This is a genomic window from Aquabacterium sp. (genome assembly GCF_036279675.1).
GTDB lineage: Bacteria > Pseudomonadota > Gammaproteobacteria > Burkholderiales > Burkholderiaceae_C > Aquabacterium.
Genome location: NZ_DASUIS010000133.1, coordinates 13,747 through 30,022 on the forward strand (window position 1 = coordinate 13,747; position 16,276 = coordinate 30,022).

Sequence of the window (16,276 nt, forward strand, 5' to 3'; positions counted from 1 at the left end):
CCTGTGCTCGTGTCGGCAACAAATAGCAAGGTCAAACCTCATTTTACCTTTTGAGCAGGTTTGGCGGCGCGCCATAGCAGGGCAAGGCGGGGAGTCCCGCCAAATTGATGGTGATGCAGCACGGTCTGCCAGCCGGAAGAAACCACCCAAGGTGTGGTTTTGCCAGCGGGAAGTCTGTGTCAGAGCCAACGTTGAAAGAACCACGATTCAAGGTTTATTGGATTCCAGCGTCGAGCGTGCCTTCCAGGCATCTGCAAGCCGCTGGGGTCTGCGTCGAGTGACTGCCCACGTGCCCCGGCCTACCACGCCCCCCAACCGCCCCGCCTGCTCGCAGGCCGCCTTTCGCTCGCCGTTTCGTGCAGTGAAAGCCGGCGCGCTGCGCCGTGCCGCGTTCGGGTTCCAGCGTGATGGTGCCCCTTCCCCCGCCTCATTGACCCGGCTGATTGCGCCAGACGCGCATGCTGTAGCCGGCGTGGGGTGGCGGCAGGTTCGTGTCCAAGTCTCGGCGCGCGCGCCCCTGCTGAAAGAACGCCTCTCGCGTCACTGACAGCCCACGGCAATTCCTTCGGTTCCACATCGTTGCTCGTGCATGAACGCTGCCCCGACCTGAAAAGGCCGAGGTGAGTGGAGGCTTTTCCGGCGCCATCCCGGCGGGGCCTCGATACGATCTGTGGAGACCACATGAAGCGCATGCTGATCAACGCCACGCAGCCGGAAGAACGGCGCCTGGCGATCGTTGACGGGCAAAAACTGCTCGACTTCGAAACCGAAATCGAAGGCCGCGAACAACGCAAAGGCAATATCTACAAAGCCGTCGTTACCCGCGTCGAACCCTCTCTGGAAGCCTGTTTCGTCGATTACGGCGAAGAACGTCATGGTTTCCTGCCGTTCAAGGAAATCTCTCGCCAGTATTTCAAGGAGGGCGTGGAAGTCCGCTCGGCCCGTATCCAGGACGTGATCAAGGAAGGGCAGGAACTGCTCGTCCAGGTCGAAAAGGAAGAACGCGGCAACAAGGGTGCCGCCCTGACCACCTTCGTTTCCCTGGCCGGCCGTTATCTGGTGCTGATGCCCAATAACCCCCGCGGTGGCGGCGTGAGCCGTCGCATCGAAGGCGACGAGCGTGAAGAACTGAAAGAAGCCATGGATCAGCTCGAATACCCCAAGGGTATGAGCCTGATCGCCCGTACAGCCGGTATTGGTCGCTCTGCTGCCGAGCTGCAGTGGGACCTGAACTACATGCTCAAGCTGTGGACGGCCATTGACGAAGCCTCCGGTGCCGGCAAGGGCGCCTACCTGATTTATCAGGAATCGTCCCTGGTGATCCGCGCCATCCGCGATTACTTCACCTCGGATATTGGCGAAATCCTGATCGATACCGACGACATCTACGAGCAGGCCAAGCAGTTCATGCTGCACGTCATGCCGGATCAGTCGAACCGCGTGAAGCGTTACCGCGATGACGCCGCCCTGTTCTCGCGTTTCCAGATCGAACATCAGATTGAAACGGCCTTCAGCCGCACGGTGAACCTGCCTTCCGGCGGTGCCATCGTGATCGACCACACCGAAGCCCTCGTGGCCGTGGACGTGAACTCTGCGCGCGCCACCCGTGGCAGCGACATCGAGGAAACCGCCTTCCGCACCAACCTGGAAGCGGCTGACGAAATCGCCCGCCAGATGCGTCTGCGCGACCTGGGTGGCCTGATCGTCATGGACTTCATCGACATGGAGGAGTCCAAGAACCGCCGCGAGGTCGAGCAACGCCTGCGTGACGCGCTGCGCTTTGACCGCGCTCGTGTGCAGTTCAGCTCGATCTCGAAGTTCGGTCTGCTGGAAATGTCGCGTCAGCGTCTGCGCCCGGCACTGAGCGAAGGTTCGCACATCACCTGCCCGCGCTGTAACGGCACCGGCCACATCCGCGACACCGAATCCTCGGCGCTGCAGATCCTGCGCATCATTCAGGAAGAGTCCATGAAGGACAACACGGCCGCAGTGCACGTTCAAGTGCCGGTGGAAGTGACCTCCTTCCTGCTCAACGAGAAGCGCACCGAGATCACCAAGATCGAACTCAAGCAGCGCGTGACCGTGCTGCTGGTGCCTAACAAGCACCTGGACACGCCCAACTACAAGCTGGAGCGCCTGCGCCATGACGACCCTCGCCTGGAAAACATCCAGGCCAGCTACTCGATGATCGAGGAGCCAGACGAGGAAGTCGGCATCACCCGCCGCGAAAAGGCCAAGCCCAAGCAAGAGCCCGTGATCAAGGGCGTGCTGCCTGACCAACCGGCCCCCGTGGCCGTCACCAAGCCTGACCACGATCATCCGGCCGTGGCCACCGCCATGGTGCCCGTGCACGTGCCCGCACCTGCGCCCGCCCCCGCACCGGCCTCGTCCGGTGGTTTCTTCGGCTGGATCAAGCGTCTGTTTGGCGCTGGCGAAGCCCCTGCGCCTGTCGTGGCCCCTGCACCGGTGGAAACACCCGCAGCCCCCGCCGGCAAGGACGAGACCAAGGAAGGCGGCAAGGGCCAGGGCCGTGGCCGCCGTGACGGTCAACGTCGTGGTGAACGCGGCGGTGAACGCGGCGAGCGTGGCGGCGAACGCAATGGCGAGCGTCGCGAGCGCGGTGAACGCGGCGACAAGGCCGAACGCGGCGAAACCCGCGAGGGCCGCGAAGGCCGCGGTCGCCGTCAGGGCCGGGAAGAACGCGCCCCGAACGCCGAGGGCACCGACATCGCCCGCACGGAAGAAGGCGGCAACAACCGTGGCGAAGGTCGCCGTGGCCGTGGCGGTCGTGGTGGCGAACGCAACGGCGAGCGCCCGGTGATCAACCGTGAGGCCATTGCAGCAGAAGCCGCAGCGATTGGCCAGGCCAGCGCCGCAGCCGACCAGCAAGGCCTGCTGGAAGTGCCGGGCGCACAGCCCGCCGCCGAAGGCGAACAACGCGAAGGTGGCCGTCGCCGCCGCCGTGGTGGTCGTGGCCGTGGTGAGCGTGAAGAAGGTCAAACCCAACTGGAAGGCGCCGATCAGGCCGAAGCCACTGCCAACGAAGCCGCTGAAGGCAACGTTGTCGCAGAAGGTGGCGAGCAAGGTGCCGAGGGCGAAGGTCAGGAAGGTGGCCGCCGCCGTCGCAATCGTGGTGACCGCGCCCGTCGCGATCGCCGCGAAGGCGGTGAAGGCGCGGAAGTTGGCGACAACAACGATGCCCAGGCATCGGAGTTCGCCGACACTCAACCGCAAGCCGAGCCAGCCGTGGCGACAGCGGCGCCTGTCACGGCCTCGGCTGACGACAACGCGCCAGCCAGCCAGCCAGCCGCCACCAGCGAAGCCCTTGCACCCGCCACGGTTGAGCCTGCTCAAGCTCCTGCTGCTGTGACTGCCCCCGCTCCTGCGCCCTTCATCCTGCCGATCAGCGACCTGCAAGCCATTGCCCAGTCTGCCGGCCTGGAGTGGGTGAACTCGGATGCGGACAAGATCCGCGCCGTGCAGGAAGCCATTGCGGCCGAGCCCAAGCCCGTGCACGTGCCGCGTGAGCGCAAGCCTGCCGTGGTGCTGGATGAAGGCCCGCTGATCCTGGTCGAGACCCGCAAGGACCTCAGCCAGATCACCCTGCCGTTTGAAAACGCCGCTTGAGGCGCCTTTTCACCAACGCATCAAACCCGGCCTTGTGCCGGGTTTTTTCATGTCTGCACCACACCGGATTTGAGGCCGGGTTTGGGCAGGATTGTCACGAGGGTTTTACCTAAACGCCAAGGTGTTGACGCATACGTCAAGCATGCCATCTAATCACTGGATCAAAGTTGGAGACCGGCATGCCCCCTATTTCTGCCGCCGAATCGGCGCGCCCCTGGCCTTCACCCACCTCAAACAACAGAGAGCAAGCCAGCCAGGCCACCGTGTTCGCAGACTTCATTGCCCCACCACTCAAGCTGTTCGAAACCGCATCGCGCCTGGCCAGCAAACCCGCCTACTGGGTTCGCGGAGAACACGACTGGCAGGCATGCAACTGGCAAGACTATGCGGCGCAAATCCGCCAGGCAGCCAGGGCCCTGCTCGCACTGGGTGTCGAACATGGCGATGCCGTGGCCATCCTGAGCTTCAACAGGCCGGAATGGTCCATTGCCGCCTACGCCGCCATGAGCATTGGCGCCATCCCGGTCGGCATCTACTGGACCAGTTCCACCGCTGACATCGAATACATCCTGAACCACTGCAAGGCCCCCGTGCTGGTGCTGGAAGACGACGATCGTTTCGATTGCGTCGAGGCCTGCGCCGAGCGACTCCAGCACCTGCGCCACGTCGTTCAGATCAAGGGGGCCCCCAAGAGCCTGGCCAACCGCCAGACCATGCCCTGGCAGGACTTCATGGTGCAAGGACTGGGCAGCCAGGAAGCGGAGTACGAACGCCTCATCAACAAACGCCTGGCTGCCATCCAGCCGCAGGACACGGCCTCGCTGATCTACACCTCCGGCACCACAGGGCCCTCCAAGGCGGTCATGCTCAGCCATGGCAACCTCTGGTGGACCGCCAACACCATGGGCCAGTTGTTCCACGTCGATGAGAACGACCGCATGATTTCCTACCTGCCGCTGGCACACATTGCCGAGCAGATGGCCACCATGCACAACCAGGTCTACGGTGGCTTCGCGGTCTACTTTGCCCAGAGCATCGACAAGCTGGGCGAGCATCTCAAGGAGGTCAAACCCACGATCTTCTTTGGCGTGCCCCGCGTATGGGAAAAGATGCAGGTGGCGATCGAAGCCAAGCTGGCCCAGGCCACAGGCTTCAAGGCCACCATGGCCCGATGGGCCCTGCAGGTAGGTCAACGCTGGAACGCGCAGGACCAGGCTGGCATGCGCCCCAGTCCCTGGTTGACACTGCAGAAGAACCTGGCCAACAAGCTGATTTACCGGAAGGTTCAGGAGGCGCTGGGCTTCGATCAGGCCCGCCTCCTGGTCACCGCTGCCGCACCCATTTCACCGGAAAGCCTGCGCTTTTTTTCCGGGCTGAACATCCACGTTCGAGAAGGCTATGGGCAATCCGAAGCCTGCGGCCCCTCTACCTTGAGTCTGCCGGAGCACACCAAGATCGGGTCGGTTGGCAAGGCGTTACCGGGCACCGAGATACGGGCAGCCGACGACGGCGAGTTGCTCATCCGTGGGCCACACATCTTCCACGGGTACATGGGCCAGCCTGCCGCCACGGCACAGACCATCGTGGACGACTGGCTGCTGACCGGTGACCTCGGGCATGTGGATGAAGAAGGCTATGTCTACATCACCGGCCGCAAGAAGGACCTGATCATTACCTCGGGCGGCAAGAACATCTCGCCGGCCAACATCGAGGCCTCCTTGATGGACAGCCACCTGATCGAGTATGCGGTGGTGTGCGGCGATGGCCGCAACTACCTCACGGCCTTGCTGACGCTGGAAGCGCAAGGGCTGGCCGATTTCGCCAAAGCCAACGGCCTGGAGGTGACACCCGATCTGCACAAGCACCCCAAGGTACAGGCGGCCCTGCAAAAGGCCGTTGACCACACCAACGAGTTGCAGGCCCGTGTCGCACAGATCCGCAAGTTTGCCGTGTTGACCGATCCCTTCACCATCGAGGGCGGCGAATTGACGCCCACCCTCAAGGTCAAGCGCAAGGTGGTGCTGGAGCGCCAGCAGGCCCTGATCAACGCGTTGTACGCGAACTGAACCAAGGCCGTCTGATCATGCGAGCTGCCACTCAGCGCGGCAGCTTCGACAAGGCCTGCTGGTACTGAGGCGAGTGCATCAACTCGTCCCAGGTCAGCGGTGCGGTCTGGGGCAACAGATCCAGGCGGCGCGCTTCGCTGTCGGCGCTGGCCACCCAGTCGCCGTAAGCCAGGGCCTCGGTCAGGCCATCCAGCAACTCGTCCACGGCTTGGCCACCGTTGAGCGACTGGTTGCACAGCAGAACCATGTCGCAGCCCGCATTCAGCGCGGCAATGGCACCTTGCGTGTGATTGCCCGCCACGCTCGCACCTTCCATGCTCAGGTCGTCGCTGAAGATGGCGCCGGTGAAGCCCATCTGGTCGCGCAGGATGTCCTGCAACCACTTGCGCGAGAAGCCTGCTGGGGCTGCGTCCACCTTCGGATAGATCACGTGGGCCGGCATCACGCTGGTCAACGACGTGCTCATCCATTCGTAAGGCTTGGCATCATCGGCCAGGATGGCCTTGAGGCTGCGCTTGTCCACGGGCACGTCCACATGGGAGTCGGCCTTGACGAAACCATGCCCCGGAAAGTGCTTGCCACAATTGGCCATGCCGGCCAGCAACAAGCCATGCATCACGCTTTTGGCCAGGATGGACACCACGCGTGGGTCCTTGTGGAAAGCGCGATCGCCAATGACGCCGCTCTCGCCCCAATCCAGGTCCAGCACGGGCGTGAAGGTCAGGTCCACGCAACAGGCACGCAGCTCGCTGGCCAGCACATAGCCACAGGCCGTGGCGGCATCCGTGGCGGCCAGCGCACCTGCGCCCTGCCCGCCCTTGCCATCATTCATCCACATCTCACCCAGGCTGCGCATGGCAGGGACCTGGGTGAAACCATCGGTGCGGAAACGTTGCACACGGCCACCTTCATGGTCCACGCAGATGAGGATGTCCGGACGGATGGACTTGATCTCGGCGCACAAGGACGTCAACTGCGCGCGGTTGGACCAGTTGCGCGAAAACAGGATCAGACCGCCCGTCAGCGGGTGCGCGATGCGACGGCGATCATCGTCGTTGAGGCTCAGGCCTTCGATGTCGATCACCACGGGCGAATGGGCGATGGTCTCGACCGTCAGTTCCTGACCGGCTGCCTGGCTGCTCTTGCTTTTCTTGCTCATGGATGGATGGCTTGTAGCTTGTGTAAAAGGGTGATTCAGACTGCGGCCGCCTGGCGACGGGCGATGATGGACTCGGCCTTGAAATCGGCGATGGCTTCGCGCAGGCCCACGAACAGGGCATGACCCATCAGCGCATGACCGATGTGCAGTTCGCTGACATCAGGCAGCGCCGCTACCAGCGCCGTGCTGCTGACCTGTCCAGGCTTGACCTTGTCGTCGCCGATCGGCAGGTTCTGCGTGAGCGCCAGGCCATGGCCAGCGTGCGTGCGCAGGCCCAGGCTGCGGCCCAGCTTCAGCCCCGCCTTCAGGCGATCCAGCTCATGCGTCAGCAAGGCCGCATCGCCGTCCCACCAGGCATTGGCCAGGGCGCCAGTGTGCAACTCGATGCAAGGCGCGCCCACTTCGGCCGCCGCTTCGATCTGGGCGGGATCAGCACCAATGAACAAGGACACGCGGCAACCGGCCTTGGCCAGACGGGCGCAGGCCTCCTGCATGCGGCTGCGTTGGCCGAGCACATCCAGCCCGCCTTCGGTGGTGATCTCCTGGCGGCGCTCGGGCACCAGGCACACATGCTCGGGCGCCGTGCGCTCGATGATGTCGAGCATCTCGTCGGTCACCGCGGCTTCGAAGTTCAGCGGCACCGACAGATTCGCCTTCAGGCGCACCACGTCCTCGTCACGGATGTGACGGCGGTCTTCGCGCAGGTGAAAGGTGATGATGTCCGCACCGGCTTCGACCGCCAGCAGGGCCGCCGCAACAGGATCGGGGAAACGCCCGCCACGCGCATTGCGCACCGTGGCGATGTGGTCGATGTTGACGCCCAGCAAAGGCGCGTCCACGGCGGTCAGTTGAGAGCCGGAATAGGTCATGGTTGTTGTAGCTCCATCATGAGCTGGCGCGTGCGCAGCGTCTGGGAACCGAGATGATAGTGAATCAAGGTGCGCAACAGGGCTTTGAGTTCACTCAAAGCTGGCATGCACGCAGCCATCAGGGTGGGAATGGCCGTGTTGAGCGCCAGAGCCTGCTCAATTTCTTGCAACACCTGACCGTCCAGCACGACCGGGCCCGCGTTGGGCTCGCCCACCCACTGTGCCTCGCGCACACCCAACTCAGGGTGCAACTCATAGGCGTGGCCAGCCACCACGGCATGCGCGCCCACGGTCTCGACGGACAGCTGAGGCAGGTGCCCCAACTGGCGCAACAGCGTCAGCTCGAACGCCCTCAAGGCGGCTTGCAGCAGGCTGGGGTCCCCCATGGCCTGCAAGGTTTGCGCGTAGGCATCAAACAGTGCTGGATGCGGGTCATGTCGCACCATCAGGCGCAGCAGCAACTCATTGAGGTAGAAGCCAGGCAACAGCGCAGCGCCACCAGGCCAGGCAGGCCCGCCAGCCCACTCAGCCTGACGCAGCAGCCACACTTCGGCATCTTCCGAGCGTTTGACACCAAAGCCGAGCGTCAGACGCTGAAACGGCATCAGCACAGGGCGCAGTTGCGAATACGGCCGTTTCGCGCCCTTGGCCACGGCCACCACACGGCCATGGTCCCGCGTGAACAGGTCCAGAATCAGGCTGGACTCGCTCCAGTCATGGCTGTGCAGCACATAGGCTGCCGAACCGGGACGTTGAGCCGCGCGCGCCACTGAGCCTTACTCGTAGCCGTAGGTGCGCAGACGGGTTTCGTCGTCAGCCCAGCCAGAGCGAACCTTGACCCACACCTCCAGGAACACCTTGGTGCCCAGCAGGCGCTCAAGCTCGGTCCGAGCTTCAGTACCGATGCGCTTGAGGCGTTCGCCCTTGTCACCAATGATCATGCCCTTGTGCTGCTCGCGCTCGGCAATGATGGTGGCAGCGATCTTCACCAGGCCGGTGGACTTGGACTTGCCCGGCACGGGCGGCTCTTCCACGTACTGATCGATCACCACGGTGGAGGTGTAGGGCAACTCGTCGCCCGTCAGGCGGAACAGCTTTTCGCGAATGATCTCGCTGGCCATGAAGCGGTCCGTGCGGTCGGTGAGCGCCTCCTGGTCATACCACCAGCCCTGCTCGGGCAGATAAGGCCGCACGATGCCCAGCAGGCGCTTGGTATCAGCTTCCTTCTGGGCCGACAGGGGCACGAACTCCGTGAAGGTGTGGTGCTCCTGCAGGCCTTGCAGCCAGGGGAACAGGTCCTCGCGACGGTGCACCAGGTCCAGCTTGTTGGCAACCAGCAGCACGGGCTTTTCCTTGGGCAGCAAGGCCGCCACCTTGGCGTCATCCGGACCGAATTTGCCCGCCTCGACCAGGAAGAGCACCACATCCACATCCGACAAGGTGGACTGCACGGTCTTGTTCAGATTGCGGTTCAAGGCCGCCGTGCCACGTACGGTATGGCGCGTCTGAAAACCTGGGGTGTCCACGAACACGAACTGCGTGTCGCCTTCGGTATGGATGCCGGTGATGCGGTGGCGCGTGGTCTGCGCCTTGCGCGAGGTGATCGACACCTTCTGGCCCACCAGGGCATTGAGCAAGGTGGACTTGCCCACGTTCGGGCGCCCGATGATGGCAATCAGCCCGCAACGCTGCTTCTCGGTCGGAACCGACTGCTCGCCGCCATTGGTCCTGGCCATAGACAGGTTGGACAGCATCGCATCCAGATCAGGATTGACTTTGTCGACCGGCTTGGCCTTGGGGGCGGCTTTGGGTGCCGATTCAGGCGCTGCCTTGGGCTTGGCGCCCGGCTGCGATGGAGATGAGGAGGCTGGCTTCTTCGGCATGGCGGTCAGGTAATAGGTTGTGTAGGCGATGCGTCAGACGCGCTTTTTCTTGACCACCACGGTGGCCTTGTCTGCCTTGGGCAGGTCTTTGGTCGAAGTGGCTTGCAGACGCAACAGGGCCGCTTGCGCCGCAGCCTGCTCGGCCGCACGGCGGGACAAGCCCTCGCCCGTCACGACCATGTCCAGCACGGGCAATTCACAAGCCACGATGAAGGTCTGTTCATGGGCTTTGCCCCTTGTTTCGACGATGGTGTAGGTGGGAACAGGCATCTTGCGCCCCTGCAGCCACTCCTGCAAGGCCGTCTTGCCATCCTTGCTCCAGCCTTCCATGGTGGATTCGACCACCAAAGGCTCGAACAACCTCAGGACCAGATCGCGTGCGGCGTCCGAGCCGGCATCCAGATACACGGCACCAATGATCGCCTCCAGCGCATCCGCCAGGATCGAGGGACGCTGCGCACCACCACCCTTGGCTTCACCCTCGCTCAGGCGCATCACGTCCGGCAAACCCAGTTGCTGAGCCAGCTTGTGCAACATGTCCTGGCGTACGAGATGGGCACGAACGCGGGTCATATCCCCCTCATCGCTGCGATCAAACTGTTTGTACAGCAAGGCCGACACGCCAAGGTTCAGCACCGCATCCCCCAGGAACTCCAACCGCTCGTAATGATCGGCGCCAAAGCTCTTGTGCGTCACCGCGCGCACCAGCAATCTGCTGTCCGCGAAGGCGTGACCAAGCCGCTGCTGCAAGGCCTGCAACGCAGGCGTCAAAGCCGGGCTATCGGGATGGTTGCGCTTGGAAGTACTTGCCATCAAAACAAAGCGGGCCTGAACTCAGGCCCGTGAAAAACATCTGACAATAGATCAGTCCTTACTTGGACTGTCCCTCGAACTTCAGCAACAGGTACACAGGCGGGATCAACTCGATTTCCCTGTCGTAGGCAAACTTGATGACCACCTTGTCGTCTTCCTTGGTGATCTCCAGATCCTTGGACTTGATGGAGGTCACGCCGTATTCGATCTGCGAGGAGCGGTCAAAGGCAGCGCGGATATCCGCCACCGTGCTGCCCCCCTCATGAGCAGCCTTGTTGACCATGCCCTGGATGGTGCGGTATTCCGCCACCACCGGGAACACCTTCATCAGCACCAGTGCAAAGGAAGAAATCAACACGGCCCAGAACAGCAGGCCGATCAGGGTGATGCCCGACTGCGCCGAAGGTGCGCTGCGGGAGAAAGAAGAACGAGACGTCACGTTCATCATGTCTGTCCTGGCTTATTGAAAGAAACCGATGCGCTTGAAATCGCCGAAGTTCATCCAGATCACAAAGGCCTTGCCCACGATGTTTTCATCAGGCACAAAACCCCAGAAGCGCGAATCAAGCGAATTATCGCGATTGTCACCCATCATGAAATAGTGGCCGGGGGGCACTTTGCACACCACGCCTTCACCACTGTAGCGACAGTTCTCGCGACCGGGGAAATCTTCCACAGCTTGCTGGGGAATGAAGCCAGGGCGGTTCTTGTCTTCGATCACACTGTGCTTCAACGTGACCAGGTTCTCCATGTAACGCGAGTAGTAGCGCAGGCTGTCCTCATCGTAGAACTCGGCCAGGGCCGTTTTCTCGATGGGCTTGCCATTGATGGTCAGGCTCTTGTTGATGTAGGCAATCTCGTCGCCCGGCACGCCGATCACACGCTTGATGTAGTCCAGGCTGGGATTGACGGGATAGCGGAACACCATCACGTCACCGCGTTGCGGCTCATGGTTGGCGATGATCTTCTTGTTGATCACCGGCAGGCGAACACCGTAGTGGTACTTGTTGACCAGGATGAGGTCACCCACCAGCAGCGTCGGAATCATCGAGCCCGAAGGAATCTTGAAGGGCTCGAACAGGAAGGAGCGCATCAGGAAGACGGCGCAAATGACCGGGAACAGGCCCGCCGTCCAGTCCAGCCACCACGGCTGCATCAACAGCCTGTCACGTGCCTGCGCCACGTTGCCATCCACCTGGGCAATGCCCTGGCTGGCCAACTGCGCCCGACGCGACTCGTCCTCGGCAACGAGCTTGGCCGCGGCGGCCTCGCGCTCGGGCTGGAACTTGTAGCGTTCAGCCAGCCAATAGCCCAGCGTGACCAGGGTCAGCACGAACAGCAGCAGCGAGAAGTTGCCCTGCCATTGGCCAACATACCAGCCCCCCAGGTACGCCACCAGGGCGGCGTACAACACACCTGTGATCAAACTCATCAATCGTCCACTTGAAGGATGGCCAGGAACGCTTCTTGTGGCACCTCGACGGAGCCAACCTGCTTCATGCGCTTTTTACCGGCCTTTTGTTTTTCGAGCAGTTTCTTCTTGCGGGTGATGTCACCGCCGTAACATTTTGCCAGCACGTTCTTGCGCAGGGCCTTGATGTTCTCGCGGGCGATGATGTTGCCGCCAATGGCCGCCTGAATGGCCACGTCGTACATCTGACGCGGGATCTGTTCGCGCATCTTGGCCGCCACGGCGCGGCCGCGGTACTGACTTTGGGCACGGTGCACGATGATGGACAGCGCATCCACGCGGTCGCCGTTGATCATCAGGTCCACCTTGACCACGTCCGATGCACGGTACTCCTTGAACTCGTAGTCCATCGAGGCATAGCCACGCGACACGCTCTTGAGCTTGTCGAAGAAGTCCAGCACGATCTCGGCCAACGGCATCTCATAGGTCAGCATGACCTGGCGGCCGTGATAGGCCATGTTGAGCTGCACGCCGCGCTTCTGATTGGCCAGCGTCATGACGGGGCCGACATAGTCTTGCGGCATGTACAGATGCACGGTGACGATGGGCTCGCGGATCTCCTTGATCCTGGCGACTTCCGGCATCTTCGACGGGTTCTCCACATCGATGACTTCGCCACCATTCAACTCGACCTGGTAGACCACGCTGGGCGCGGTCGTGATCAGGTCCTGATCAAACTCACGCTCCAGACGTTCCTGCACGATCTCCATGTGCAACAGGCCCAGGAAGCCGCAGCGGAAGCCAAAGCCCAATGCTTGCGAGACTTCAGGTTCATAGCGCAAGGAAGAGTCGTTGAGCTTGAGCTTTTCCAGTGCGTCACGCAACTGGTCGTATTCGCTGGCCTCGGTCGGATACAGGCCTGCAAACACCTGAGGCTGGATTTCCTTGAAACCCGGCAAGGCTTCGGCGGCCGGGCCGGCGTTGTTGGGCAGCTTCTTTTCCACGGTGACGGTATCGCCCACCTTGGCAGCCTGCAACTCCTTGATGCCGGCGATGATGAAGCCCACCTCGCCAGCCTTGAGCGCATCGCGGTTTTCCGACTTGGGCGAGAACACGCCCAGATGCTCGGCGGGGTAGACCGCATTGGACGCCATCATGCGGATACGCTCACCCTTGCGCAACTGGCCGTCGACCACGCGCACCAGCATCACCACGCCCACGTAGTTGTCGAACCATGAGTCGATGATCATGGCGCGCAGCGGGCCTTCCGGGTCACCCTTGGGTGGTGGGATACGGGCCACAACGGCTTCGAGGATCTCATCCACACCCATGCCGGTCTTGGCCGAGCATGGGATGCCGTCGGTGGCATCGATGCCGATCACGTCTTCGATCTCGGCCTTCGCACGCTCAGGATCGGCCTGTGGCAGGTCCATCTTGTTGAGCACGGGCACCACCTCCACACCCAGGTCGAGCGCGGTGTAGCAGTTGGCCACGGTCTGTGCTTCCACACCCTGGCTCGCGTCCACCACCAGCAGGGCACCTTCACAGGCAGACAGCGAGCGGCTCACTTCATATGAGAAGTCAACGTGGCCCGGTGTGTCGATGAGGTTGAGGTTGTAGACCTGGCCATCCTTGGCCTTGTATTGCAATGCGGCCGTCTGGGCCTTGATGGTGATGCCGCGCTCGCGCTCGATGTCCATCGAGTCGAGAACCTGCGCTTCCATTTCACGGTCACTCAAGCCACCACAGCGCTGGATGATGCGATCGGCCAGCGTGGACTTGCCGTGGTCGATGTGGGCAATGATCGAAAAGTTACGGATGTGATTCATAAAAAAAAGGCACGTCCAAAGGTGTGACGCGCCTTCCAACAAAAACGTATGGCAACTGCTTGTTGGGCTTCCATTGTATCGAAAAGCCCCGCTGAAAAGGCCGCGTCACAGCCATGAACAGGGATGTTGCGAGCATCCTCAAAAACATTATCCACAAGTTATCAACAGCCCGTTGTGGGTAACTTGCGCGATTTCTTTTGCTTCTTGAGGGCGGATTCGCCAGCCCAGGGATTGTATCGGCAATCCCAAAGCCAACCGCTCAGTTATCAACAGCAAATTGGCTTGTCGAGCCCGCCCAACAACCCTTCATTTCAATCAAGTTTTCGGTGATTTTTTCGCAATAAAAAACCCTGATCGGCTCTCGGATACCGATCAGGGTGGTTCGGCAGCAGGCGAGCGTCCGGACGCCCGCCATCACTGTTTACTTGGCATTCGGGCGAATCACGGCGTACTGTGCCCACTCGCCACGGCGAACCAGCACACTGACCGGACGGCTTCGATCCAGCTTGCCCAGCACAGCCTCGAACTCCTTGACGCCGCTGATCTGGACATTGGCCACGGCCAGAATCACGTCACCCGCTCGCAGACCAGCACGCGCAGCGGGTCCTTCGACCGACTCCACGAACACGCCTCCAGCCTGCTTGAGTTCCCGTTTTTGCTCGGCATTCAGGTCAGCGATGTTCAAGCCCAGAGCCGAGGCGGCCAGCTTGGCTTCGGCCTTGCCGCCTTCTGCCTTGTCCCCCTTGGCCTTGGCCGCATCCAACTCAGCCACGGTGATGCTCAAGTCCTTGTAGGCGCCACGACGGAAGACCTGAATGGACGTCTTGGTACCAGGCTTGGTCCCACCGACCAGTCGAGGCAGATCAGGCGCCTTGTCGATGGTCTGGCCTGCAAACTTGGTGATGATGTCACCCGCTTCCAGGCCAGCCTTCTCGGCAGGTGTACCAGCTTCCACGCTTTGAACCAGTGCACCAACCGGCTTGCCCAGGCCAATGGATTCGGCGACGTCCTTGGTCACCGGCGCGATCGCCACGCCAATGCGCCCACGAACGACCTTGCCACCAGCGCGCAGTTGTTCGGCGACCTTCATCGCGTCATCAATGGGGATGGACAGCGAGATCCCCATGAAGCCGCCGGAGCGACTCAGGATCTGGGAGTTGATGCCCACAACTTCACCCCGCATGTTGATCAGCGGGCCACCGGAGTTGCCAGGATTCACGGCGACATCCGTCTGGATGAAGCGAATTTCCTCGCCGGTGTCACGCGCCTTGGCGCTGACGATGCCGGCCGTCACGGTGTTGTCCAGGCCAAAGGGCGTACCAATGGCCATCACCCATTCCCCCACCTTGAGCTTGCCCACGTCACCAATGGACACAGCGGGCAGCTTGCTGGCCTCGATCTTGAGAACGGCCACGTCAGTGCGCTTGTCGACGCCCACCACCTTGGCCTTGAACTCGCGCTTGTCCGTCAGATTGACGTACACCTCATCGGCCCCATCCACCACGTGCGCGTTGGTCATCACATAACCATCCGCACTCAGGATGAAGCCTGATCCCAACCCACGTGGGCGCTCTTCACCTTGCTCACCGCCCTTCCTGGGCGTGTTCTTGCGCGGCGACTGGCCAGGCATGGGGGTACCAAAGAAACGGCGGAAGAACTCACGCATCTGTGCGTCAGCCTCGTCATCGCCATCGTCGGACTCCTCGATGCGCTGCGTGGTCCGGATGCTCACCACCGACGGCCCCACACGTTCAACCAACTCCGAGAAATCGGGCAGCCCCTTGACCAGCAAGGGCGCTTGAGGCGCGGCAGCTTGTGCCGCTGGCGTCACGATCGGTGCAGGCTGCTGCGCCTGCGATGCGTGCGGAAACAAACTGGAACTCAGCACCAGTGCCACGGCCGAGACCACCGAGCCAACGACCAGCGTACGGCGAACGACGGAAGGGGTCGAAGAAACTGACTGATTGGATGACGTCATTTGCAAAACCTCGTTTGACAAAAAAACGATGGATAAAAAGAAGCGACAGAAGATAAAACGTAGGAGCCGCACACACGGCTGACAGTTCACTGACCTGGTGTGAAGAGAAGTAAAGATAACAAAGACAAAGGCCGCTGTAGCTTCTCAGCTCCACAGCGGCCTGCAAGGCGGAAAGTTGGCTGCCTTAACGGCCGTCAAACACCACTTGTCTCATCAATGCGCCTTGCGCTGCGAACGACGGGTCAGCCCCCTGCCCGCCATGCTCGGCGGCGAGCGCCTGATCCAGTCTGGGATCACGCACGATCACCACATCACCCGGGCGATTGAACGAAGCGCCAGAACCAATCGACAAGCCAGGCATGCGCCCTGGCTCGGCGACGACGCCACCTGTCCATTGCACTGGCACAAAACCATTGACAGTACCACCGGAGGGCTGCATGCCCGCCACCCCTGCCTGTGCCACCGTGGCATCCCCGTCAATCACGCCATTGCCGCCGGGCAGCAACTGAGACGACATCAGGGCACCAACGACCAGCACGAACCCCGCAGCCACGGCCTTTGGCCCAGCCCAGGCTCGGCGCTTGAGTGGATGCACGGCAGCCAGGGGCACCTTTGCCTCGGCCGCAGCACGTTGCGCCTGT

At 61.9% G+C, this 16,276-nt stretch carries 12 protein-coding genes; 2 read left to right on the forward strand and 10 right to left on the reverse strand.

The genetic code is table 11. The annotated features are described in order from the left end of the window. Positions 1-681: 681 nt before the first annotated feature. Complete coding sequence (locus VFW93_RS15325; protein ID WP_329694832.1) at positions 682-3,627, forward strand: Rne/Rng family ribonuclease; 2,946 nt, start codon at positions 682-684, stop codon at positions 3,625-3,627. Positions 3,628-3,806: 179 nt separating this feature from the next. Continuing rightward, complete coding sequence (locus tag VFW93_RS15330) at positions 3,807-5,693, forward strand: long-chain fatty acid--CoA ligase (protein ID WP_329694833.1); 1,887 nt, start codon at positions 3,807-3,809, stop codon at positions 5,691-5,693. Between the two features lie 31 nt (positions 5,694-5,724). Here VFW93_RS15330 and nagZ read toward each other — a convergent pair whose 3' ends face one another. The 10 genes from nagZ to VFW93_RS15380 all read right to left on the reverse strand — a co-directional run. Continuing rightward, positions 5,725-6,852 carry a beta-N-acetylhexosaminidase gene (nagZ, locus tag VFW93_RS15335; protein ID WP_329694834.1) on the reverse strand — a complete coding sequence of 376 codons (1,128 nt, stop codon included), beginning with the start codon at positions 6,850-6,852 and terminating at the stop codon, positions 5,725-5,727. Positions 6,853-6,887: 35 nt separating this feature from the next. Beyond that, a complete protein-coding gene (locus VFW93_RS15340) occupies positions 6,888-7,721 on the reverse strand; it encodes a pyridoxine 5'-phosphate synthase (protein ID WP_329694835.1) in 834 nt (277 codons plus the stop codon). Next, complete coding sequence (gene recO, locus VFW93_RS15345; RefSeq protein WP_329694836.1) at positions 7,718-8,491, reverse strand: DNA repair protein RecO; 774 nt, start codon at positions 8,489-8,491, stop codon at positions 7,718-7,720. Before recO ends, VFW93_RS15340 begins: the two co-directional genes overlap by 4 nt. 6 nt (positions 8,492-8,497) lie before the next feature. Then, positions 8,498-9,475, reverse strand: coding sequence for a GTPase Era (gene era, locus VFW93_RS15350; protein ID WP_414639693.1), 978 nt, complete (start codon positions 9,473-9,475; stop codon positions 8,498-8,500). A gap of 162 nt (positions 9,476-9,637) precedes the next feature. Beyond that, positions 9,638-10,417, reverse strand: a complete 780-nt coding sequence (gene rnc / locus VFW93_RS15355) for a ribonuclease III (protein WP_329694837.1) — start codon at positions 10,415-10,417, stop codon at positions 9,638-9,640. Positions 10,418-10,475: 58 nt separating this feature from the next. Continuing rightward, a complete protein-coding gene (locus VFW93_RS15360; protein WP_329694838.1) occupies positions 10,476-10,862 on the reverse strand; it encodes a DUF4845 domain-containing protein in 387 nt (128 codons plus the stop codon). A 15-nt stretch (positions 10,863-10,877) separates the two neighbouring features. Further along, the gene (gene lepB, locus VFW93_RS15365) at positions 10,878-11,849 is read right to left on the reverse strand and encodes a signal peptidase I (RefSeq protein WP_329694839.1); all 972 of its coding nucleotides are present in this window, start codon (positions 11,847-11,849) and stop codon (positions 10,878-10,880) included. Then, positions 11,849-13,657: a translation elongation factor 4 gene (gene lepA / locus VFW93_RS15370; RefSeq protein ID WP_329694840.1), complete on the reverse strand. Its 1,809-nt coding sequence runs from the start codon at positions 13,655-13,657 to the stop codon at positions 11,849-11,851. Before lepA ends, lepB begins: the two co-directional genes overlap by 1 nt. Positions 13,658-14,078: 421 nt before the next feature. Next, positions 14,079-15,635 (reverse strand): DegQ family serine endoprotease, encoded by a 1,557-nt coding sequence (locus VFW93_RS15375; protein WP_329694841.1) that lies wholly within the window; start codon positions 15,633-15,635, stop codon positions 14,079-14,081. Between the two features lie 184 nt (positions 15,636-15,819). Further along, the coding region (locus VFW93_RS15380) for a hypothetical protein (RefSeq protein WP_329694842.1) at positions 15,820-16,276 on the reverse strand (457 nt) is incomplete at its 5' end.